At 55.9% G+C, this 21417-nt stretch carries 19 protein-coding genes, 1 tRNA gene and 1 pseudogene; 13 read left to right on the forward strand and 8 right to left on the reverse strand.

All coding sequences use genetic code 11. The annotated features are described in order from the left end of the window. The 4 genes and pseudogenes from HY17_RS10630 to HY17_RS19960 form a co-directional block, all read left to right on the forward strand. Nucleotides 1-1071, forward strand: a pseudogene (locus tag HY17_RS10630) (IS3 family transposase); the annotation flags it as partial. Between the two features lie 232 nt (nt 1072-1303). Next, a complete protein-coding gene (locus HY17_RS10635) occupies nt 1304-2161 on the forward strand; it encodes a glycosyltransferase family 2 protein (protein WP_034766477.1) in 858 nt (285 codons plus the stop codon). Continuing rightward, complete coding sequence (gene galE, locus HY17_RS10640) at nt 2158-3141, forward strand: UDP-glucose 4-epimerase GalE (protein ID WP_034766478.1); 984 nt, start codon at nt 2158-2160, stop codon at nt 3139-3141. The genes HY17_RS10635 and galE overlap by 4 nt, the downstream gene beginning before the upstream one ends. Then, complete coding sequence (locus tag HY17_RS19960) at nt 3138-3725, forward strand: hypothetical protein (RefSeq protein ID WP_081813097.1); 588 nt, start codon at nt 3138-3140, stop codon at nt 3723-3725. Before galE ends, HY17_RS19960 begins: the two co-directional genes overlap by 4 nt. Nucleotides 3726-3734: 9 nt before the next feature. Here the strand turns inward: HY17_RS19960 and HY17_RS10645 are convergent, their stop codons facing one another. After that, nucleotides 3735-4694, reverse strand: a complete 960-nt coding sequence (locus HY17_RS10645; RefSeq protein WP_081813098.1) for a tyrosine-type recombinase/integrase — start codon at nt 4692-4694, stop codon at nt 3735-3737. Nucleotides 4695-4730: 36 nt separating this feature from the next. Here HY17_RS10645 and HY17_RS20725 point away from each other — a divergent pair, with 36 nt between their 5' ends. After that, on the forward strand, nt 4731-4973 hold the full coding sequence (locus HY17_RS20725; protein ID WP_034766480.1) for a helix-turn-helix domain-containing protein: 243 nt from the start codon (nt 4731-4733) through the stop codon (nt 4971-4973). Nucleotides 4974-5072: 99 nt separating this feature from the next. Here HY17_RS20725 and HY17_RS10655 read toward each other — a convergent pair whose 3' ends face one another. After that, on the reverse strand, nt 5073-5594 hold the full coding sequence (locus tag HY17_RS10655; protein ID WP_034766481.1) for a hypothetical protein: 522 nt from the start codon (nt 5592-5594) through the stop codon (nt 5073-5075). Between the two features lie 937 nt (nt 5595-6531). On the opposite strand from HY17_RS10655, the gene HY17_RS10660 reads away from it, so the two are divergent. From HY17_RS10660 to HY17_RS10670, 3 genes are all read left to right on the forward strand, one after another. Beyond that, nucleotides 6532-7212 (forward strand): polysaccharide biosynthesis/export family protein, encoded by a 681-nt coding sequence (locus HY17_RS10660; RefSeq protein ID WP_051599967.1) that lies wholly within the window; start codon nt 6532-6534, stop codon nt 7210-7212. Nucleotides 7213-7239: 27 nt separating this feature from the next. Beyond that, entirely contained in the window at nt 7240-9501 is a 2262-nt protein-coding gene (locus HY17_RS10665; RefSeq protein WP_034766482.1) for a polysaccharide biosynthesis tyrosine autokinase, read from the forward strand. A gap of 124 nt (nt 9502-9625) precedes the next feature. Next, entirely contained in the window at nt 9626-11065 is a 1440-nt protein-coding gene (locus HY17_RS10670; protein WP_051599969.1) for a mannose-1-phosphate guanylyltransferase/mannose-6-phosphate isomerase, read from the forward strand. Nucleotides 11066-11192: 127 nt separating this feature from the next. Here the strand turns inward: HY17_RS10670 and HY17_RS10675 are convergent, their stop codons facing one another. The 5 genes from HY17_RS10675 to HY17_RS10695 form a co-directional block, all read right to left on the reverse strand. Continuing rightward, nucleotides 11193-11957: a hypothetical protein gene (locus HY17_RS10675; protein WP_034766483.1), complete on the reverse strand. Its 765-nt coding sequence runs from the start codon at nt 11955-11957 to the stop codon at nt 11193-11195. Beyond that, a complete protein-coding gene (locus HY17_RS10680; RefSeq protein ID WP_155843602.1) occupies nt 11954-12598 on the reverse strand; it encodes a hypothetical protein in 645 nt (214 codons plus the stop codon). Before HY17_RS10680 ends, HY17_RS10675 begins: the two co-directional genes overlap by 4 nt. A gap of 231 nt (nt 12599-12829) precedes the next feature. Then, nucleotides 12830-14230 carry a DUF5906 domain-containing protein gene (locus HY17_RS10685; protein ID WP_034766484.1) on the reverse strand — a complete coding sequence of 467 codons (1401 nt, stop codon included), beginning with the start codon at nt 14228-14230 and terminating at the stop codon, nt 12830-12832. Between the two features lie 3 nt (nt 14231-14233). Next, entirely contained in the window at nt 14234-14431 is a 198-nt protein-coding gene (locus tag HY17_RS10690; protein ID WP_034766485.1) for a helix-turn-helix domain-containing protein, read from the reverse strand. A 125-nt stretch (nt 14432-14556) separates the two neighbouring features. Then, a complete protein-coding gene (locus tag HY17_RS10695; RefSeq protein ID WP_034766487.1) occupies nt 14557-16578 on the reverse strand; it encodes a hypothetical protein in 2022 nt (673 codons plus the stop codon). 508 nt (nt 16579-17086) lie between these two features. Between HY17_RS10695 and HY17_RS10700 the strand changes: the two genes are divergently transcribed. After that, nucleotides 17087-18211: a hypothetical protein gene (locus HY17_RS10700; protein ID WP_034766488.1), complete on the forward strand. Its 1125-nt coding sequence runs from the start codon at nt 17087-17089 to the stop codon at nt 18209-18211. A 283-nt stretch (nt 18212-18494) separates the two neighbouring features. Here the strand turns inward: HY17_RS10700 and HY17_RS10705 are convergent. Beyond that, a tRNA-Ser gene (locus HY17_RS10705) sits at nt 18495-18584 on the reverse strand. 181 nt (nt 18585-18765) lie between these two features. Here HY17_RS10705 and HY17_RS10710 point away from each other — a divergent pair. The 4 genes from HY17_RS10710 (at nt 18766) to obgE (ending at nt 21416) form a co-directional block, all read left to right on the forward strand. Further along, nucleotides 18766-19392, forward strand: a complete 627-nt coding sequence (locus HY17_RS10710; protein WP_034766489.1) for a 50S ribosomal protein L21 — start codon at nt 18766-18768, stop codon at nt 19390-19392. Between the two features lie 41 nt (nt 19393-19433). Continuing rightward, on the forward strand, nt 19434-19703 hold the full coding sequence (gene rpmA, locus HY17_RS10715; protein ID WP_034766490.1) for a 50S ribosomal protein L27: 270 nt from the start codon (nt 19434-19436) through the stop codon (nt 19701-19703). Nucleotides 19704-19835: 132 nt separating this feature from the next. Further along, nucleotides 19836-20351, forward strand: a complete 516-nt coding sequence (locus HY17_RS19430; RefSeq protein WP_051599971.1) for a GNAT family N-acetyltransferase — start codon at nt 19836-19838, stop codon at nt 20349-20351. A gap of 18 nt (nt 20352-20369) precedes the next feature. After that, nucleotides 20370-21416 carry a GTPase ObgE gene (obgE, locus tag HY17_RS10725; RefSeq protein WP_034766491.1) on the forward strand — a complete coding sequence of 349 codons (1047 nt, stop codon included), beginning with the start codon at nt 20370-20372 and terminating at the stop codon, nt 21414-21416. Nucleotide 21417 lies beyond the last annotated feature (1 nt).

The following is a 21417-nucleotide window of genomic DNA, read 5'->3' on the forward strand; positions in this document are numbered from 1 at the left end:
GATGCGCGATCTGAAGGAGGTCGTTGCCGACCTGACGCTGGAAAACCGCATCCTCAAAAAAAGCGTGATCGGGGATGGGGAGGATATCGAATGAGATACCCCGCGTCCGAGAAGCTGGAGATCATCCGGCTGGTGGAGCAATCGCATCAGCCCGTGAAAAGAACGCTGGAACAGATCGGCGTGTCACGTCCGACCTTCTATCGCTGGTATGACCTTTACCGGCGGTTCGGTGAAGCCGGGCTTGAGGATCGGCGCGGCGGCTCTGGCCGGGTCTGGAACCGCATCCCGAATGAGGTGCGTCAGCAGGTGCTGGAAATGGCGCTCGACCGGCCGGACCTTTCTCCCCGCGAACTGGCCGTGACGTTCACGGACGAGAAGCGCTACTTCGTCTCGGAAGCCAGTGTTTACAGGCTTTTGAGGGCGCACGACCTGATTACCAGCCCGGCCTTCATCGTGATGAAAGCGGCCGATGAGTTCAGGGAGAAAACCACCGCGCCCAACCAGCTCTGGCAGACCGACTTCACCTATCTGAAAGTGATCGGCTGGGGATGGTTCTACCTCTCCACCGTGTTGGACGACTTCTCCCGTTACATCATCGCCTGGAAGCTCTGCTCGGGCATGGCGGCGAGCGATGTGCAGGACACGCTGAACCTGGCGCTTGAAGCTTCCGGACTCGATGAAGTGAATGTGGTTCATCGCCCGAGACTACTCTCAGACAACGGACCGTCTTACATCTCTGGCGATCTGGCTGAGTATCTTGCCGACAAAGGCATGCAGCATACGCGCGGCGCGCCGTATCATCCCCAGACGCAAGGAAAGATCGAGCGCTGGCATCAGACGCTGAAGAACCGCATCCTGTTGGAAAACTACTTCCTGCCCGGAGACCTTGAAGCGCAGGTCGATGCGTTCGTCGGTTACTACAACCATCAGCGCTATCACGAGAGCCTGAACAATCTCACTCCGGCAGATGTCTATACGGGCCGCGGCCAGACCATCCTGCTCGAACGTGAGAAAATCAAAAGGAGGACGATGAAACTACGGCGCTTGCAGCACGCCCAATCCGCTGCTTAACTCAAACCAGATGCGCCAGACCCTCCTTAAGTCAGGCAGCCTGAAGTCTCAAATTACCTGACGACGGACAGCTGCCTCTTCCGATACATTGCTACCCACACCGACCAAGATGAGCACAATACTCTCAGCTCCAATTGCAATAGAATGCGGAAAATCCCATGCCTCAGTATAAGCTCTTAGCCGATTGAGAAGTGCAATTTCATCTTATGATGCCAAGGTGAGTTAGGCCAATATGAAAGCCTCAGTTTTGCTCCTTACATTCAACGAGGAAAAGAACCTCCCCTCGTGCTTTAGTGCATTAGAGTGGTGTGACGACGTGGTGGTCCTGGATTCAGGGAGCACAGATAGAACGGTTGCGATCGCCAAATCTAACGGCGCCCGTGTGTTGGAACGCCCATTTGATGATTTCGCTGGTCAGAGGAATTGGGGGCTCGACAATGGTGATTTTGTTCATGAGTGGGTTCTACATCTTGATGCAGATGAAATTACGACGCCAGAATTCATCGCTTCGTTGTCCAAAGCGGAGCCAGATGAAGGTATCGACGCATATCAAATTCCTTCAAAAATGATGTTGTTCGGACGCTGGATCAAACATGCTGGAATGTACCCGACCTACCAAGTCCGGCTCGGCCATCGTGATCGACTGCGCTTTAAACAGGTCGGTCACGGACAGCGCGAGGATCTCCCAGCGGAACGCGTAGCAATTTTCGATACACCATATTTACACTACTCATTCTCCCACGGACTATTCGGATGGCTTCAAAAGCATGTCCGATATGCTCGGGATGAGGCGGCTCTCATATTCGACATTCGAAACGGTAGTTCTCAAATCGAATCTGGCCTGGATGCGACTAGTCGGAGAAGGTCCGCCAAAAGCAAAGCCGCAAAGCTGCCGGTGACACTGCGTCCGATTTTGCGTTTTCTCTATATTTACTTTTGGAAGCAGGGCTTCCGTGATGGCCGTGCAGGATTTGCTTATGCCCTTATGTTGTCGGTCTATGAGGGCATGACCGCAATTTTTGTTCTTGAGGCTTTGATGGGAACTAACGCAATGCCCAAACCATCCAAAACAGGAAGTATTGAGAAATGAAGATCCTAGTAACTGGAGGCGCTGGGTTCATCGGCTCTCATGCGTGTAAGGCCCTCAAAGAGGCTGGCCATCAGCCGGTAGTACTCGACAACCTGCGCACTGGTCATCTGTGGGCGGTTAAATATGGCCCATTCGAACACGGTGACATCCTTGATACAGAACGGGTCGCTAACGTAATAAAGAATTACGAGATCGATGCCGTTATGCATTTTGCCGCCCTTGCTTATGTTGGCGAATCGATCACACGCCCGGGCACCTATTACCGTACGAATGTTGTGGGGACACTTTCGCTGCTAGATGCAATGCGGCTAACTGGAGTGGATAGAATCATCTTTTCCTCCACCTGCGCAACTTTTGGGAACATTAATCACCCCATATCAGAAGTAGATGAACAGAAGCCCATCAACCCATACGGGGCGTCTAAGCTTATGATCGAAAGGGTTCTTAAGGATTACGCCACCGCTTACGGCATCGGGTCCGTTGCCCTGCGCTATTTCAACGCCGCTGGATCAGATCCCGACGGCCAATTGGGCGAAGTCCACGAACCAGAAACCCATCTTATGCCACTAGCGCTATTTGCCGCAGCGGGCATGCGCGACAAGCTAAGCGTCTTCGGAACTGACTATGACACGCCCGACGGCACGTGCATTCGGGACTACATTCATGTCTGCGATCTCGCGGACGCACATGTTAGCGCACTTAACGTGCTGGAGCCGTCCAAATTCCAAGCGTACAATCTCGGCAACGGCAGTGGCTTCTCGATAAAACAAGTCATTGACCGAGTTGAAGCGGTTGTTGGACGGTCGGTTCCGTGGGAACCAGCAGCACGTCGTCCTGGCGATCCACCGTCGCTCGTCGCTAATGCCGCCGCCGCGTACGCACGGCTAGGCTGGTACCCAAAATATACTTCACTGGATGACATGATTGAGCACGCGTGGAATTTTTTAACGGAACGAAGGAGCAGGCTTTCCTCGCAATGAATGACCTCCTCCCCCCTTCCAAAGGAGTTGCCGCACTCGATATCGTCCGCAATCGAAAGGCGAGGAAATGGTCGCGTAAAGAACTCCTAGGCCGCGCACTTTGGGAAACCATTGGCAGCCCACTCTTTGCAATTTCCCCGCGCCCATTGTGGGCGTACCGCAGAATGTTGCTTCGTATATTTGGTGCTCAAGTAGGAGCTGACGTGCATGTGTTTCCCTCAGTCAGAATAGCTATTCCCTGGAATATCCAAATCGACGATCAAGCCGCCGTGGGTGATGGAGCGATCCTATATTCGCTCGGTTTGATTCATATTGGAACGAGAGCAACAATATCCCAGTATGCTCACCTTTGCGCGGGATCTCACGACTATAGCTGCACAAGCTTCGACCTCTTGAAGCCACCGATTTCAATAGGCGAAGAGGCTTGGATATGTGCCGATGCATTCATCGGTCCCGGTGTTAGTATTGGCGCAAGATCAATCGTCGGTGCGCGCGCAGTCGTCACAAAGGGAATCGGCGACAATTTAATCGTTGCAGGCAACCCTGCCGAAAAAATCCGTGTCCGACCTAAAATCAACGATTGAGAGTGTAAGCTAAGTTCTGCTTCTGCTAGATTTCTGTATTGCAGGGCGATGAACTCCCAATCTAACTAAACTTGCTTTCTCAACATATCGAGCGACCACCTCAACATCCTTCCATCCGCCAGCGGTCATGATTGCCAGCGTATCATAACCTGCAGTCATCAAATCTTGAGCCCCACCGACCCGCATTGAGTGTCCGCTCAATTCTTTGGCTGCATCGCCAAGCCCCACCCTCTTCGCAGCCGCCTTGATCAGGCGCCGGATCGAAGAAGTCTCCAAGAACCCTTTTCCGAGTTTGGCCGCATGCAATCCGCGAAACAGCGGACCACCTTTGATCCCCGCTTTACGAATCCATTTTCGGACCAAGCCCACAGTCCGCTCCGATAGCCCGGCTATCCGTCCGTCTCCGAACGGGTCATTCTTCGCGCGCGGGATGTAAACAGTCCCTTCCTCAAGGTCGACATGCTCGACCTCCATCCAGGAAAGCTCCGCACTCCGACAGAGTGTATCATATCCAACGCTGATCAGTGCCGCATCCCTGAGGCCGGAAAGCGTCTCCGGACACCCCTCCAAAATCTTCTCCAGTAAATCCGCCGTCAGACCTTTGACCTGCTTCGGCCGGCGACGCTTTGTCCGCCCTGCCCTGCGCATCGCCAGATAGACGTCAGAACTTCCCACCGGTGAAGACAAATCTGACAACCGGTGCGCAAACTGGATTGCCGCAATGCGCCGCCGGATTGTTGAATAGGCATATCGTTCCAGCAAATTATCCACATAAGCCGCCACGCCCGCCGGACTCGCAGGTAGAAATTCTTGGCCATTGCGCACGCACCAATCTGCGAAAGACTCAAGGTCCACCCGATACCCACGCAGCGTGATGTCGGAATAAGCACCTTCACAGCGGGCAAACATCCGATCCAACAGACTTGCCCAATCCTGCGAAGCTGGGGATGTTAAAGTTTCAAACACCATACTTGATATAAATTATATTAAAATAAGAACGTGTCAATGCCATCAGGTCCTCAAATTCGAGCTGCACGCGCACTACTCGGCTTGAGTGCAAAGGACCTTGCTCGGTTATCAGGAGTAGGATGGGCAACCATCCAACGTTATGAAGCCAGCGACGCGGTACCTAACGGCCAGCACGACAAACTGAATATGATCGCGCACGCCCTCGAAGATGCCGGTATAGAATTCATCGGCGATCCGGTGTCATCGCCAGGCGTCCGCCTGAAGCGCCCAAAAGCCTGATCCGGCGCCGGTACCTACGCCCATGTAAAGGGCCAGCAACAGCCAGGGCAATCGAAACGGCAACCCGGCACCTCCGACACGTTCCAGGCGCCGGAGGTTCTAACTCAAATCCCCGTCGAGCGTCTTTTCCCGCAGGGCCTTCTCCTGGCGCAACTGGGCCAGCGTCTGCGTAATCTGGTTTGACAACATCGTCTGGTAACGACCAACGAGAAGCTGGGTATCGATCGCAAGGATGTTTTCTTCGGCCCGGTAGTATTTCGGAAGGCGGTTGATCACAAAGCCTCCCTTTTTCTCCAAACTGGTTTCGAACTCGACATTCTTCCGTACGGCAATGGTCTCGAACGCTTCTGCTCGCGCGAGGCGCCGCATCCGCCAGAAGAGGAGCGCCAGTTGCTCCAACAGCATGAACTCCGTCCCCGTCACAGGTTCATGCTCGGCCATCAATTGTTCCTGCAGGGCGAGATAGAGCGATCCATCCTCATGGTCGGCGATCGCCACTTCGGAGAGGATGCCATGCCGCATCGCATTGCGCGAACTGGCGGCCTTGCCTTCATCCGTCTTCGGCCCGGTGCTCTTCCGGGCGTTGCGCCGATTGGCTTCGATCTGCTTTTCCGTGGCCATGCGGCTTGTCCCTCACATCAGAATGCCGGGCAAACCTAGCAGGTGGAACCGAAATCCACGCTAAGGAGAAAGATCAAATTCGATAAGTTGGTGGCCGGTAGGAAGCGGCCCAATCGGTGCAATTACATGGAATCCGGAAAGGAACTGTTTACCATGCTCTGGCGCGCCAATATCTCCTGATACGGTAACTTTTTAAAACCCCTCGCCCGAATGGGGATTCAGCGCAGATTTCCAAACGAACCCATTTCGCCTGCCCCAGTCACCGGGATCACTGGCAGGGAGCGCCTCGCACCTTGTTTTCCCGGCCCTTTTATCCTGGAAAAATTTCCCTGTTCCTGTGAAAGCAAGTCCCTGTTCGCTGCTCACAAATTCCCTGTTCCGTCTTCTAGGGAAATGGACATTTTCCTCAATATTTTCTGTGGCGTGCAGCACCAGAACTGCCGCGTTTCCCTGATACTTCCGCGATTTTCCCTGTAAATCGGCCGTTAACAGGGAAATCCGGGCCTTTTGTCTGACCCTCGCCCGATAAAAGGGTTCGTCACTCGGGACTTGCTCGACGCTGCTTGGGTTGGCGCCTGGCCCGCAAGCGCGGGACTGTGTTGCTTGTTGGACTGTGTGTGGTGCTGGACCGATGAGGTGGTCAGCCGGGACTCGCCTCTTATTTCTGATCTGAGCCATCTCACGTAAAACTTTTCGCCCCAAGCCCTAGCCTTCCTGAATGCCTGACTGCCGGGGGACAACTAGCCAATGCATGCCGCACCAAACCCTAAGTGTCCACAAAACGATCATGAGAAGCGGTTAAATGTTTCAACAGGGATCAAGCGCGGGCATCTGCGGTGAAACGGCATTCTGTTTGCAACAATAGATTGATATAAAAGGTAATCATTGGTATTCGATAAGATCGGGTGCCGGGGAAAATAAAAAAGCGTTGAGTGGGATGACACAATTCAGAATTTTCATGGCCATGATTGTGGTGATGCTCTGCGCTGCCTGCGCGAGCGACGAAGGCCCGACGCCCACGACCAGCAATCTTGCACTGCCGGACCGGACAGCCATCGCCCAGACGGGTGATTTACGCATCGGGCCCATGGACCTGCTGAAAGTCAGTGTCTTCGGAGTGGATGAACTGGAGGGGGAATACCAGGTCGATACAGTTGGCAATTTGAAGATGCCGCTCGTCGGCGAAATTTCCGCAAAGGGCTACACAGCGATCGAATTTTCCCGAAAGCTCGAACAACGCCTCGGGGAGACCTATCTCCAGAATCCCGATGTAACCGTGGTGATCCTAGAAAGCAGCGGGGAACAGATCACCGTTGAAGGATCGATCAACAAACCCGGACTTTATGAAGTCCCCGGCCAGCTCTCGCTTCTGCAGGCCATTGCCCTATCGGGTGGGCCGACACTCTCCGCAAATGAGCGCAAGGTCGCAATATTCCGGCAGGTCTCAGGCCAGCGGCAGGTCGCTGTGTTTGACCTGAAGGCGATCCGCAAAGGGGAAATGCCTGACCCTCAGGTTTATGGCAATGACGTCATTGTGGTGGACGGGAGCCAGACACGGGAAAACTACCGGGATATCATTCGCGCCGCCCCATTCCTGGCATTGTTTGCTGTATTCTAGGCCTGAGATCGCGGTGGGGAAATTGAAATGAACTATGACGGCTTCGACGAGCACCCGGAACGCGCCCAGAGACTAAGAGGGATTGTTCCGCACGAGCGCCGGGATGTGGACTATTATGATCCGCCCGCCGGTCGAAGCGGTGAGGGTTACGGTCAGGCAGAAGAAGACGGCTTCAATTTCTGGGAAACCCTGCGGATTATTCTCCGCCGGAAATGGATGATCCTGACGATCACCTTTCTGGGCGTGACGGGCGCTGCGTTAATGACACTTCAGGTGACGCCGCTCTACCGCTCCACCGCCACCATCGAGATCCAGCGCGAGGAGGCCAAGATCCTGAGCTCGGCTTCCGTTGATCCGGTGGTCGTGGCCGATGCCGAGTATATGGCCACCCAGTATGCCCTTCTGAAAAGCCGCTCCCTTGCTGAACGCGTGGCCGAGGTCCTGGATTTGCCATCTGATCCGAGATATGCCGCCCCAACGCTCAGCCGAGAGGCTCGATTGAAGGCTGCTGCGGCAACCCTCGTCGAGAACATCCGCGTCTCACCTGAAGGGCGCAGTCGCGTCATCAACGTCCAGTTCATCTCGCCTTACAAGGCGGAGACGTCTCGGATCGCCAATGCGATTGTCGAGAACTTCATCGAGTCCAATCTCGAGCGGAAGTACAATACGACGGCCTATGCGCGGCGGTTCATCGAAGAGCGCCTCGCAACTGCCAAGTCCGCCCTTGAGGACTCTGAACGCAAGCTTGTAGACTACGCACAGGAACAGAACATTCTGGAAGTCGGTGGTGAGAACGGCTCAAGCTCCCTCGATGCAGACTCCCTTGTTTCCCTGAATTCTGAACTTGCAGGCGCAGAAAGCGAGCGCATCGCCGCCGAACAAAAATACCTTGAAGCCCGGGACGGCACAACGACCCAGATGCTGGAAAGCGAAGACCTGAGAAGACTCCGAGAACGCCGCTCTGAACTTAATGCTGAATATCAGCAGAAACTCGGCATCTTCAAGCCGAGCTATCCGGAAATGGAGCAGTTGCAAGCCCGGATCGACGCGATTGAAAGTGAGATCGAGGTCGAAAAAGGCAACATCATTGCCGCCCTTGCCGCTGAATTCCGCGCCGCGCAGTCACGAGAAGCTTCTCTACGCCAGCGGGTCGCTGAGCTAAAAACCAGTGTTCAGGATCTTCGCAACCGCCGGATCGAATACACGATCCTCGAACGTGAAGTTGATACAAACCGCTCCCAATATGAAGCCCTCCTTCAGCGGATGAAGGAAGTATCAATCGCGACGGGGGTTGGTTCCAGCCAAGTCTCGATCGTTGACCGGGCCCTGGAACCAGCCTTTCCGTTCGAGCCGAACCTTCCTCGCAGCCTGATCCAGGCGCTGATCCTCAGCCTCGCCGCCGGTATCGGCCTTGCCTTCCTGCTCAATTATATCGACGACACGATTAAAACGCCGGACGATGTGCGTACCAAACTCGGACTACCAACGATCGGTGTTGTGCCGAAGGTCAAAGGTAACAAGGACATCATCGCTCACGAGCTCAACAATCCCAAATCAGGTGTTTCGGAAGCCTTCTTCTCTGCACGAACGGCATTGCAGTTCACGACCCCTGCAGGCGCGCCGCGAAGCCTGCTTCTGACATCCACCCGACCAAGCGAAGGCAAGACGAGCAGCACGGTAGCCCTCGGCATGGCGTTTGCCAAACTCGGGCAAACAGTTCTGATTGTTGATGCGGATATGCGTAAACCATCCTTTGTAGCTGATGCCGGTGCGTCGATCGGACTGTCAGGCCTGCTGACCCGGGAAGCGACCCTCGCAGAAAACGTCGTGTCGTCCAGAACGGAAGGCCTTTATCTTCTGCCGGCTGGTATCGTGCCGCCAAACCCGGCCGAGCTTCTTTCCAGTCCCCGCTTGAAGAGCCTGATATCGGAAGCGGAAGACATGTTCGATATCGTCCTGATCGACTCCCCTCCGGTTCTGAGCTTTGCAGACGCACCACTGCTCGGGTCAATCGCAGAAGCGGCGATTGTGATCATTCAGTCAGGTCAGGTACGAACCCCCGCGGTCTCGAGGACCGTCAACCGCATGCTGGAAAGCAATACGCATGTCATTGGCGCGATGCTGACAAAATTCGACGTCAAACAGGCTGGCTATGACTATGGGTACTACTCATACAATTATGGCAATGCGGGTTATGCGTATACGGACCGCCGTGTATCGGACAGCGCCAGCTCCCGCCGTAAAGTTCGCATTTTCACGGAAGCCGGCGAGGACGACACTGGTGCCTGACATGCCATCGGAGAGCGCGGTGACGAATACAAGCGGCTGTAGCTGTCGCTCCATAACAATTTGAAAACCACCCCTAACTCGTCCGGCATCATCGTAGGTCTTCAATTAACCATCAGGAGCGGTCATGGCAGAAACAACGGGTGCTTCAGAGATCATTCCGGTCATTCTGTGCGGCGGAACCGGAACACGTCTCTGGCCGGTGTCGCGCGAACGATTTCCCAAGCAGTTTGTGAATATGTTCGACGGACTGAGCCTATTCCAGAAAACGGCAAAGCGACTATCTGCGCCGGGCTTTAGCTATCCGCTTATTCTAGCAAGCGATCCCTTCCGGTTTGTCGTGACAGAACAGCTCGCAGAAATAGGTATCGCTCCAAAAAGCGTACTGATCGAACCAGTCGCGCGCAACACCGCGCCAGCGATCCTTGCGGCCGCCCTATGGCTGGCTCGCGAGACACCTGATGCGATCATGCTCGTTGCTCCGGCCGATCACCTGATCCCCGATCATCAAGCATTCGCACGCAAGATCCTGGGCGCAGCTCCTGCTGCGCAGGAAGGCCGGATCGTGACGTTCGGTATCACCCCGCACCATCCGGACACCGGATATGGGTATCTCGAAATTGATCGAAATGATTGCGCTTCTGACGAAGCCGTTTGCCCTTTGCGAAGGTTCGTAGAAAAGCCGGAGTTCGAGCAGGCTCTCAAGATGGTGGAATCCGGAAACTTCCTTTGGAACGCTGGTATTTTCATGATGACTGCCCGGACTGCGATTGAGGCATTTAAAACGCACGCGCCGGATATTCTGGACGCTGTCGAACCGTCCGTGTCTCATTCCACAACCGATCTCGGCTTCCTCCGGCTTGAGCCAGAAGCCTTTTCGGCAGCCAAGAGTATTTCAGTGGATTTCGCGATCATGGAGAAAGCCGGAAATCTTGTTGCCGCGCCTTGTGACTTTCAATGGAACGACCTGGGTTCCTGGGACGCAGTGCATGATGAAAGCGACAAGGACTCCGCAGGAAACGCTCTTTCAGCCACCGCCGTTGCGCTTGACTGCAAGGACAGCCTGCTTCGGTCAGATAAACTTCACCTGGTTGGAATTGGCCTCGAAAATATGATCGTTGTCGCCATGGACGACGCTGTCCTTGTCGCACCTCGTGAAAGGGCGCAATCCGTCAAGCAGGCCGTTGATCTCCTGAAAGACCAAGGCGCTACCGTCGCAACGGAATTCAATCGTGACCAAAGACCTTGGGGCTGGTTCGAAAGCCTCGCAAAAGGCGACCGGTTCCAGGTCAAAAGGATTGTCGTAAAACCCGGCGCCTCACTCTCTTTGCAGAGCCATCACCACCGCGCAGAACATTGGGTCGTGGTCGAAGGCACGGCTCGGGTCACGATTGGCGAAGAGATTAGTCTCGTGAGCGAGAACCAGTCCGTCTACGTGCCTCTCGGAGAAACGCATCGCCTTGAGAATCCAGGATGCGTTCCAGTGGTTCTGATAGAAATACAGACCGGTACATATCTCGGAGAGGACGATATCATCCGGTATGAAGACAAATACCAACGCACGTAGACAGTACACCGCGGCGGGGAAGATGGCGGGGTTAAGACAAGATCAAACAGACATTCTTTCGAGTATTCAAATAACTTCAGGCTTTGAACGGCGGAACCGGTAACCGCCGTACCCCGCTTACGGCGAGCTAGGAATCATTTCCTTCACTCGGTCGCTTGGCTTGCAGCGCCAACAACATCCCCAACGTCCGTTCGAACTGCCGGTCCAGCTCCCCGTCTAGCAGCAGGAGCTTCATCAACCGCAGTGCATCCAAACTCTTGCCCCAGGCCATCAGTCGAACGGCGGGTCGCTGCTCAACTGCCGCAATCTGGTCGTCCATCTGCTCCCGGACGACACCGCTAAGGAATGACAACAGCCGCTCGGCCCTCTCGGAGACGCTGTCCCCTTCCCCCTCATCTTCTAGGACATTGTTCCACCATTCGATCGTGTCATCCCGCAGCAGGTCAATTGCCGCCTCCAATGCCGCCTTGGTCTTGCTGCTTTCAAGGATAGCGATCGCCTTATTCAGGTCTTCGTTTTCGTGGGCGTTGTAGGCACCCTGCTTGATGTCTTGCTCGGGCCCCGTCTCGACTGCGTCTTTCACTGTTGCGGCTTGTCCAGAAACACCGCTTCCGATCAGCGCTTGCCGGGTCAGCCGACTGTCGGAACCAGCCCCTGTGTGTTCTGAGACCTGTGCCAGATGCAGCGCACGTTCGGCATACTGGATGCGCTTCCTGCGCCACGCGACCCAGGCAAGGCGTTCAACGAGTAGCCTTTGCGCCTCTCCCTTCGGACTGAAGTCAGCAACCATTGCATCATATAGCGCCGCATAATCCTCCTCCTTCTCCCATGGCAGCACAACTTGCGCTTCCAGTGGGCGTATGTTGCGTGGCACTACGGCTTCATCACTCATGACCAGAACGCCTTTGCTTTCCGGGATGGGAGGCGACGTTCGATCCGCTGCAGTCTCTGGAGCACATGCACGAGCTGCATCTCGGCCACCTCTTCACGTGCGTGGATCTGCTCGACGATCGCGTCGAACGTTCGATGATGCATGTGCTTGGGTTTCGTTCCAACCCAGTCACCGAGCCCCAGGTCTGCGCCAATGCGCCGGCGCAGCTTGCGGGCGCGCCGCGCGGCCCGGTCGTATTCACGTTCACGCTGGGTCGAATAGGTCAGGCCTGAGCATTTGCGGCAGAGAAACTCTGCCTGGCTGCCATAAAGGTGCTTGCGTATGGCGGAACAGCCGGGACACAGAAATAGCGCTGTCCCCCCACCCAGCCTGCATTGACGGCGGATGACCGGCACCACCTGATCAATCTGGCGCCATGCGTCTTCGCCCCGGCGGTAGGCATATTGCAGCCTCAAAGAGCGATCTTCTGCCCGAAAGCCTATCTGGTGGTCTTTTCCGTTTGCTGACGTCCAGCTAACGGTCCCGGCATAGCCTGGGCGCAAGGCACCTTTCCGGAAGAAAAGTCCCGCATCGATCCGCCTGTACTCCTCGATCGTTCCCCGGTGTTTTCGGTCCGCGCCACCGCTAAGAAGGCCGCCCATCACGCCCTCCTGCCCGGTTTTGTCGAAATCGGTTGGGAAACCTAACATGCGGTGACACCTCAGTGACAGATGAACTGCATTTCCGGAGGGCCAAACCTGTTGGCGGTTCAGGGGAAGTGACACTAGTGAGACTTATTCCCTTACAATAGGGGCAGTCAGAGGGGGTATATAAGGGTAGACGGGAAAGGCTCACTTCTGTCACTTCGCCAATCGCGGCTACAGGTTTGACGCTCACGATTTGTCCCCTTCACCATCTGAAAGTGTCACGCCGGGATTGAGCTTCAGGCCATGCACCCTGTTTCCGCGGTTACTGTGGCGGACATGGACACCGCGAGAGGCGAGTTCACGCAAGCGCTGGGTAAATCGCGTCTGTTTGCCGATGTCCGTATCCCGAAGGTTTTCGAGCTCTCCCCATTTCCGGAACGCAGCAAAAGCCTCCCGCGTCGTTGGACGATCTTCCTCCCTCCCGGTGATGGCAACGGCCATCGGGTCATTAAGCCAACATTCAAAGGGATCTGAAACCAACACCCAATCGCCGATCACATCACTGCCCGACTTCAGCTCTGTGAAGCCGCGCTGGCGGATAGCCCTCAGCGCGCCGCCGATGGCCCAGGAGAGGACAAGCGCAAGTTCATGTTCAGCGATCAGGTCTCCGATCCGCTCAATCCGGTCATCCTCGGGAATGACGCGATCAAAAGCGACGATCAGCAACCGGCGGCGAACACCCGCATCCATGCCCGAAGTAAAAGGCGGAAGTGAATTGGCGGAATAGACGAACAGGGCTTTCGGCCTGACTGTATACCCCGCCTTGTAAAGCGGTCGGCCCGACATCGGATCGCCCGTGACGGCTGCCTTCAACGCCTCAGACGCAATCGCCTTCCCACCAATCTCGCTAGCGGAAACCAGCCACGCGCCATCAAGCAACGCTATGCTCCGGTCGTCAGCAAGGTGCGACGGATTGAGTGTGATTTGTGCAGAGTCAGGAACAAGCCCCCGGAGCAATGACTGGAACTGGGACTTTCCATTCGCCGCACTGGGGCCATACAAAATGACGGCTTTCGGTGAAGACAGGCGCGTTGCATATCCGGAAAGCACGACACCGGCGATTTCAGCCAATACCATGCATTTCTGTGCCGCCTCCGGATCATCCCGGAACACCCCTTCAAGGTATTTTTCCAGAAGGCTACCTTCGTGCGCCGCTGAACACACTCCTTCATCCCACTGCACCGGTAGGACATGCCGGTTCAGGTGCTTCTTATGGTGTGGCACCAATTCAGCGCCCCCCTCCCCCAGCTTGATGAACCCATTGAGGCAGGGAATGCCAATCGCCGGCTCGCTGAAGAAGTCCGCACACTCCCGGTTACGTGCGACCAGCTTCTCGATGGATTCAACCTTCTGGTTCGAGAGACGGACCAGGCGCTGGTGGCCAGCGTGCCCGTACGGGAATCCGTCATACGCCTTGATGAAGGAAAATATTCGGGATCGCGTGATTTCAATCCAGTGAGTACCTGCCCAGGTGTAGAGAACATTTCCGGACGCAATGACTTCATCGAACTCCTGCGTCAGGTCTTCGATGACGTGTTCAGCAATCTCCTGCTCGGAGCCGACAATCAGGGGCTTGGGAGGCGGCATGGATCACGCCCCCGTTGTCATGCGTTCCAACCAGGCTTCAATGTCCGACACGCGGATCAGGCGTCGACTGCCTATCTTGAACGAAGCGATCTCGTTCGTCGCGATCAACTCGTAAAGCTTCGTCCTACCAAGCCCGAGCGCCCTTGCAGCCTCCGCCGGCGCGATGGCCAATCTCTGTCTAGTTTCGACATGGTCCGACATCTTGGGACGCTCCGTGCTTGTTTGAACACGTGCGATTGTGTCGGTGGAGCGATCGAAATGGCAGAATGGAAATCAGACCAGTACAGTCGATGTTTCGATCAGGTATTTCTATTCCACCCACGCCTTCAGCCTGCCCCAGCCGCGAAGCGATGCGGAAATTTTGCAAAGAGCTGATCAGCAAGCGTTCGCGGAGTCATGTCACAGATTTCAGGCTCGGCGGCGATCATCTGGTTCGCGACCGTAAAATGTTGAAGTTGATCCCCATCAGGAAACATCGCTTCAAACAACGCAAAGATTTGATCCCAGTCCTCCTCGCTTTTCTGTACCGCTTTTGCTGATCTGCCATGCGCAATCGCAGAAGCCCGGTTGCCGCGGAATTTCAATCCGCTCTTGGTCACGTCGCAGACTGAATGTAGCGGGGTCGCCCGCCAGTCACCCGGGAATCCTTTTTGAACCGGGTCATCCACAAGCGTCAGGATAATACCCCGGCTGCCGCTAAGTTGGCGCAGCAGAAACGCGTTGAGATCGCGCGTCGTTTGCGGCCGATCGACATCGATTGCCAGGATGAGGTCATACGGCTTACCTTTTCCCTTGTGGGCGGCTCTGCCCAGCAACCAGGCCCGAGTGGCATCCATGCCAATTTGTTGAGGCGCTCCGGCAGAGGCAAGCGCAGTCTTGCCCAACCAACTGAGAAGTCCATCGATAGAGAGCACCAGTGTATCGACATGGTCCGCGGTGACCGGGCAAGGCTCGACAGGACACTCGACCAGATGAATCTTGCCTTCATCGCTCGTCACCGTCCCGATGCCGTGCGTCTCGCCGCAGATACTGCACCACGCTCTCGGGTGCGGTGTGCCCTGAACAAGCACGCCCGCATCGGTCAGCTTCGAAACAGTCAGCGGCAACCATGTCTGCCGGAGCTCCGCTGCATGATGGGGCGTCACCAGACGAGCCACATCCGAAAACCTTGCCCGGCTGTCCCAGCTAAAATTTGGGTCAATCAGGCCGCTAGCCGTCAGGACACGTTCCATTACGATCCGCTCTTCCGGGAACGAGCGCCCGAAGGACACGCTGGAAGGTTCTGTCAGCGTCGCTGACCGCCTAAGGGGCGGATGGTCCCCCGAAGGCTTGAAAATAAAATCAATGACCGCCCGCCAGATACGCATACGCTTTGAATGTTTCTGAATATCGTCGAGGTCATGAATTAGGCTCCCCGGTTCTTCGTCTCGAACGCTGTACACGAGCGTGTTCGGTGCCCCGAATAGCCGGTAGCGCAATTCCGCAATCCGGGGCATCTCAATGTTGTCATTTACGCTGTAAGAAAAATGGACTGGCACCTTGCACGTCTCTGGATAGACGCGGAGCGGGCTGAGGCGCTCCGGCGTCGTTTCCATATCAAACAGGGCTTCGACGAGCACACTGGCGAGGGCTTCGTGCATCTTCTTCTTGCCAAGCTCCGTGCCGACAAAAAGCGTTCCCGCTCCCGGATCGATGATGACGCTTATCCTGGATAGGCGGCTGATCGTAACCGATGTTTCCTGACCTTCTTCGATCACTTCGATATTTTCAGGATCGTCCCCAATGGAAATGTCGCACTGCAGAACTCTCGCTGATGATGTGGACAACCCGCAGGAGTCCCGCTCGAACACTTTGACCCGGCTGACAACTTTACCCGGATAGCTGTCCGACACCACTTGGCTGATCAATGTGGTGAGCGCCTCGTTCTCCTCATCGCTCAGAGGAGCAAAGGAAAAATCAGCCAGCTCGGGCAACCGGAATCCCTGTTCTCGATCGAGCCGCCCACGCAAGCGATTCCCGTTCCATATCGCCAGTGCTTCGAAAAAGGCGTCAGGGTTTCGGCAAAGCAGCGCACAGGCCCGGTCACGCGTGCTTCTGGATGCTGCAAAGTTCTCCGCTGTCCACCCCTCTTTGGTCAGGTAATCATGCAACAGCTGGGTCGCATAGTCCGTTCCAAGCGTCGCGATACAGTTGAGATCCTGTTCGAGCGCCTCTCTGAACTGTTTTCCCAGCTCATTGAAATCACCGGCCAGGCGCTCTTCAGTCGGCTCGACTTCATTTCGTGCCAGAAGGTCCGCTCGGAGCACTGTGTCGAGGGACAGGAACACGCAGGTCGGTGTCAGACTCACAATCGGTCTCCTTATAGAGCCACCCACGCCTGACTGCTTATGAATTAGCGCCCGTACGCTCACCGCTCCATTAAATAGAAATGTATCAACTCATGGGAGCTTATCGGAATAGACAATGAAAAGCATGAGTTCATTTATACTTCAGCCAGCTTGGTCACTCATGCACTACAGTTCCAATGTCTGCCTCTGGCCCTAATCGGACATCCAGCTTAACTGTTTTCGATGAAGTGGAACCTGCAGAAATAACCATTATAAACAATCGGAATAGATGGTGACCGCCATGCGGGAGCCCAGGGTCGACCTGATGAAGTTGGCCCAAGCAAATATTTGGTGCTGGAGTTCAGTATCGGGCGCTCAAGCGCAAAGCGCTGACAATCCTACAAGTTGGGAGGCTTGGTCGCGCAGTTACTTATAACCGTTGACTTGCGACGGAAAATTACGACGCTTTGAGAAGAATTTCTTCAGTTTCTTTCGATTGCAAAAAAAATCCACCTTTAGGTGTCCGAAAATGATTGGAAACATGTCGAGCAGGTTTCAGGAGCTCCTGCTCGAGGGGCTCTTCGATTACCATGCGCTTCCGCCGGCGCTTGAATGGCTGAATCAGACTTGCGATACGGAAACTTCCCAACTCATCGTATTGAGCCAAACGAACAAAATTCTGGACTCAGCACTCATCGGGAGTGTTGATCAGGATCTGTTCAATAATGAAGAAGAATATCTTCCCGTAAATCCACGTGCGATGGCATTGTCAGCAATCAAGACCGGACACACTGTTCAGGATCATGACTTTATTGACGATGAGCGAATTGCTTCCAATGCAGCGTATCAGGAATTACTCATTCCCGCACGGGTCGGCCGGTTCGCCGGCGCCGCCTTGTCTCGTAGCAGGGATGATGTGACCATCCTCGCCATTGCTCAGCCTTGGGAATCCGGACCATTGGAAAAAATCGCCGTGCGACATTTCTCAGATGCCGTGCGTCAGGCGATACCAATTGTGTATCTCTCAGAGCAACTCATAACAACCCGGGCCCATTCACTGCTGGACATGCTTGGTCCGGATGCACGTGCTGCAATTGTTGAAGCAGATGGAACTCTCCTGGACTACTCGCCGGGGTTTGCCCAATTGCTGACTGCGGGAGTGATCAGGACAGACCAATACGGTCAACTCGACTTGAAATCAGGAACGGCCAACAAGACTTTTGCGGCTTCTTTGGGTGGAGAAGCGACAATGATCGGAGGACACTTCCTGCTTCATCCGGAACCGGCAGGGGATGCTTATGTTTGTAACGTTGCACCTGTTCCACCACTTGGTGTGTTTGGAGGCAAGTTCGGACATGCTATCCTCTTTTTGGATCGGGCATCCTCGCCGCGCCAGTTAGATCGACATGGCTTGATGGAAGCTTATTCGCTCACAGAAGAAGAGTACCAGATTTGCGAACGACTTGTTGCAGGCGATTATTCGGATTTAAGTTTGGCGGAAGGTGACCTGCCGAAGGCAGGTCTGGAATCGGCTCTCTGGCGGATCAAGGGGAAGACTGGATCACTAAGGAATGCAGACCTCGTGCAGAAGCTTCTTCAACATCCCTTGAACTTACATGATTGGCAGCCATTCGACCGACCAGATCACTCATGAGAAAGAAGTGAATTGGTTCAGGTATGAGCTGAGTGGTGGTGTATGCGTCATGACTTGGTCCGGATCCTCGCACATTCCCACACTCATCGGTGATTGGATGTGCATCATTCGGCCCGAATGAGCGCAAAGGGGGTTGGTTGAAATGTGGTCCGCGGATTCAAGTAACCCATAGGACAATTTCTCCTGTCAAAACAGGCGAACAATGCTGGCGGGGTAGGTGGCGGGGTAGAATTATTAAAAACAGTAATAATTATAATAAATACTGATTATTATCAGGGTTGGCTGGCGGAGAGAGAGGGATTCGAACCCTCGGAACCCTTGCGAGTTCACTAGTTTTCGAGACTAGCCTATTCAACCACTCTAGCACCTCTCCGCGCCGGTGTTGAAGCGCCGTCACCTATAATGACTGCGCGCGGATTTCAACCACCTGAAAACGCCTGAAGATGATATTTGACAGCGCTGCCGCTTTAGTGTTTACCCCCCGCTTCAGGCGCGGGGCCGGTGACGGCTCCCGTGCGTATCCCGTTTATTTCCATGCCGGAAGGATGAGACCCATGTTCGCGGTCATCAAGACAGGTGGCAAACAATACAAGGTCGCTGAAGGCGATACGATTGTTGTCGAAAAGCTTAATGCCGAAGCTGGCAAGGATGTGGTGTTCGATACCGTCCTCATGCTGGGCGAAGGCGCAAATGTCACGGTTGGCGCGCCCGTCGTGGCCGGCGCCGCTGTGACCGGCGAAGTTGCTGAGCAGACCCGTGGTGACAAAGTCATCACCCGCAAGAAGCGCCAGCGCCAGACCTACCGCCGCACGATCGGCCACAAGCAGCAGCTGACCGTGGTGAAAATCACCGGAATCAGCGCTGACGGTGCCAAGAAGCCGGCGAAGAAAGCCGCTGCCAAGACGGAAGACGCGCCGAAGGCTGAAACCGCTGCTCCGAAAGCAGAGGCAGCTGCCGCCCCGGCCGCTGAAGCTGGCGCAGCTGACAACCTCAAGAAGCTGACCGGTATCGGCCCGGCACTTGAGAAGAAGCTGAACGGCGCAGGCATCACCACCTTCGCCCAGATCGCTGCCCTTACCGATGCTCAGATCGCCGAGCTGGAAGAGCAACTCAGCCTTTCCGGCCGCTTCGCCAAGGATGGCTGGGTCGAGCAGGCAAAAGAACTCGCAAAAGACGCATAAGGCCTGTATAAGGCCCTCCGCTAAAGGATCAGGAGCAAACCATGGCTCATAAGAAATCAGGTGGTTCGTCCCGTAACGGCCGCGATTCGAATCCGAAGTACCTCGGTGTGAAGAAGTTCGGTGGTGAGCACGTCATCCCGGGCAACATCCTCGTGCGTCAGCGCGGCACCCAGAAGTGGCCGGGCAAAGGCGTCGGCATGGGCCGCGATCACACCCTGTTTGCGCTCACCGAGGGCAAGGTCGAGTTTGCGAAGAAGGCCAAGGGCCGCGTCTACGTAAACATTGTACCGGTGGCGGAAGCAGCAGAATAGCGGCTGACAGCGCGGCCGCGGGAACGTGGCCGGATCGCACCAGACGATCAGTTTCCGGGGGGAGGCAGGCCACTGTCTCCCCCTTTTTCAATGCCTCCCCTGCCCGCTTACGACTCAGGAAGGAGTCACAGCATGTGCGCAGCCATAACGACCGACAGATTCGCCCTGCGGCGGCTCCGCGTGGACGATGCACCGACGATCACTGACCTGGTGAATGATCCGAAGATCTACCGTATGGTCGCCCGGATCCCGCCGCACCAGACGGTGGCCCAGTCTGCCGAATGGATCTCCAAGCATCCGGCCCGCCGGGAGCGGAATGCGGCACACATCTTTGCCATCGAACAGGCCGGTGAACTGATCGGCATTGTCGGCGCAGAGAGGGACGAGCTGCAGCTGCCATTCGAAATCGGTTACTGGCTGGCTCCGGCTGCCTGGGGCAAAGGCATCATGACGGAAGCCGCAGGCGCGCTGATCCAGTGGCTGCGCGAACGGGGCGAGCGCGGCTTTGTTTCGGGCTATCTGGCGGACAACCCTGCCTCCGGCCGCGTGCTTGAAAAGCTGCAGTTCATGAAGGCCGACCGGCGCCCCATTTTCTGTATGGGCCGCGGCGAGCGTGTCGACCATTTCGACATGGCGCGTGTCGGCTGATACACGTAAGAGAGCATCATGAAGTTCCTCGATCAGGCCAAGGTATATATTCAGTCCGGAACGGGCGGCTCAGGCTGTGTCTCCTTCCGGCGTGAGAAGTATATCGAATATGGCGGCCCGGATGGCGGCGATGGCGGCCGGGGCGGCGATGTCTGGGCCGAAGCGGTCGAGGGGCTGAACACGCTGATCGACTACCGCTACCAGCAGCACTTCAAGGCAAAGCGCGGCGGCCACGGCATGGGCAAGCAGCGCACCGGCGCGAAGGGCGACGATGTTGTGCTGAAACTGCCCGTTGGCACGCAAATCTTCGAGGAAGACCAGGAAACCCTCATCGCGGACCTGACAGAGGTCGGCCAGCGCGTGCTGCTCGCGCAAGGCGGTAATGGCGGCTGGGGCAATATGCGCTTCAAATCCTCGACCAACCAGGCCCCGCGCCGCGCCAATCCGGGCGAGGAAGGCGAAGAGGCCTGGATCTGGCTGCGCCTGAAACTGATCGCCGATGCGGGCCTGATCGGCCTGCCGAATGCCGGCAAGTCCACCTTCCTGTCGGCGGTGACGGCGGCGCACCCGAAAATCGCGGACTATCCGTTCACAACGCTTCACCCTGGCCTTGGCGTCGTGGATCTCGGACCCGGCACGCGCTTCGTGCTGGCCGACATTCCGGGCCTGATTGAAGGCGCCGCAGAAGGCGCCGGTCTCGGCCACCGCTTCCTCGGCCATTTGGAGCGCTGCAAGGTGCTGCTGCACCTGATCGACTGCACGCAGGACGACGTTGCCGGCGCCTACCGCACAATCCGCGGCGAACTCGAAGCCTATGACGAGGAACTGGCACAGCGGCCGGAAATCGTCTGCCTCAACAAGATTGACGCGCTGACGCCGGAACTCGTCGAGGAACAGGCAAAGCAGCTCGCCACCGAATACAAGGGCAAGCCCCTGCTGATCTCGGGCGTGACCGGCCAGGGCGTGAAGCAGGCTCTTTACGAGATCGCCCGCCACCTTGGCATCCAGGCTGAACTGGAAGCCGAAGAGAATCCGGACACGGACGACAGCTGGACGCCGCTTTAAG

Source organism: Hyphomonas sp. CY54-11-8 (assembly GCF_000682735.1).
Classification (GTDB): domain Bacteria; phylum Pseudomonadota; class Alphaproteobacteria; order Caulobacterales; family Hyphomonadaceae; genus Hyphomonas.

Excerpts from the sequence above, each read along its gene's own strand:
- HY17_RS10655 (WP_034766481.1), bottom strand. The coding sequence starts at position 5,594 with ATGGCCACGGAAAAGCAGATCGAAGCCAATCGGCGCAACGCCCGGAAG.
- HY17_RS20725 (WP_034766480.1), top strand. The coding sequence starts at position 4,731 with ATGCCATCAGGTCCTCAAATTCGAGCTGCACGCGCACTACTCGGCTTG.
- HY17_RS10710 (WP_034766489.1), top strand. The coding sequence starts at position 18,766 with ATGTTCGCGGTCATCAAGACAGGTGGCAAACAATACAAGGTCGCTGAA.
- HY17_RS19430 (WP_051599971.1), top strand. The coding sequence starts at position 19,836 with ATGTGCGCAGCCATAACGACCGACAGATTCGCCCTGCGGCGGCTCCGC.
- rpmA (WP_034766490.1), top strand. The coding sequence starts at position 19,434 with ATGGCTCATAAGAAATCAGGTGGTTCGTCCCGTAACGGCCGCGATTCG.
- obgE (WP_034766491.1), top strand. The coding sequence starts at position 20,370 with ATGAAGTTCCTCGATCAGGCCAAGGTATATATTCAGTCCGGAACGGGC.
- galE (WP_034766478.1), top strand. The coding sequence starts at position 2,158 with ATGAAGATCCTAGTAACTGGAGGCGCTGGGTTCATCGGCTCTCATGCG.
- HY17_RS10645 (WP_081813098.1), bottom strand. The coding sequence starts at position 4,694 with ATGGTGTTTGAAACTTTAACATCCCCAGCTTCGCAGGATTGGGCAAGT.
- HY17_RS10635 (WP_034766477.1), top strand. The coding sequence starts at position 1,304 with ATGAAAGCCTCAGTTTTGCTCCTTACATTCAACGAGGAAAAGAACCTC.
- HY17_RS10660 (WP_051599967.1), top strand. The coding sequence starts at position 6,532 with ATGACACAATTCAGAATTTTCATGGCCATGATTGTGGTGATGCTCTGC.
- HY17_RS10685 (WP_034766484.1), bottom strand. The coding sequence starts at position 14,230 with ATGCCGCCTCCCAAGCCCCTGATTGTCGGCTCCGAGCAGGAGATTGCT.
- HY17_RS19960 (WP_081813097.1), top strand. The coding sequence starts at position 3,138 with ATGAATGACCTCCTCCCCCCTTCCAAAGGAGTTGCCGCACTCGATATC.
- HY17_RS10690 (WP_034766485.1), bottom strand. The coding sequence starts at position 14,431 with ATGTCGGACCATGTCGAAACTAGACAGAGATTGGCCATCGCGCCGGCG.
- HY17_RS10680 (WP_155843602.1), bottom strand. The coding sequence starts at position 12,598 with ATGGGCGGCCTTCTTAGCGGTGGCGCGGACCGAAAACACCGGGGAACG.
- HY17_RS10700 (WP_034766488.1), top strand. The coding sequence starts at position 17,087 with ATGATTGGAAACATGTCGAGCAGGTTTCAGGAGCTCCTGCTCGAGGGG.
- HY17_RS10675 (WP_034766483.1), bottom strand. The coding sequence starts at position 11,957 with ATGAGTGATGAAGCCGTAGTGCCACGCAACATACGCCCACTGGAAGCG.
- HY17_RS10665 (WP_034766482.1), top strand. The coding sequence starts at position 7,240 with ATGAACTATGACGGCTTCGACGAGCACCCGGAACGCGCCCAGAGACTA.
- HY17_RS10670 (WP_051599969.1), top strand. The coding sequence starts at position 9,626 with ATGGCAGAAACAACGGGTGCTTCAGAGATCATTCCGGTCATTCTGTGC.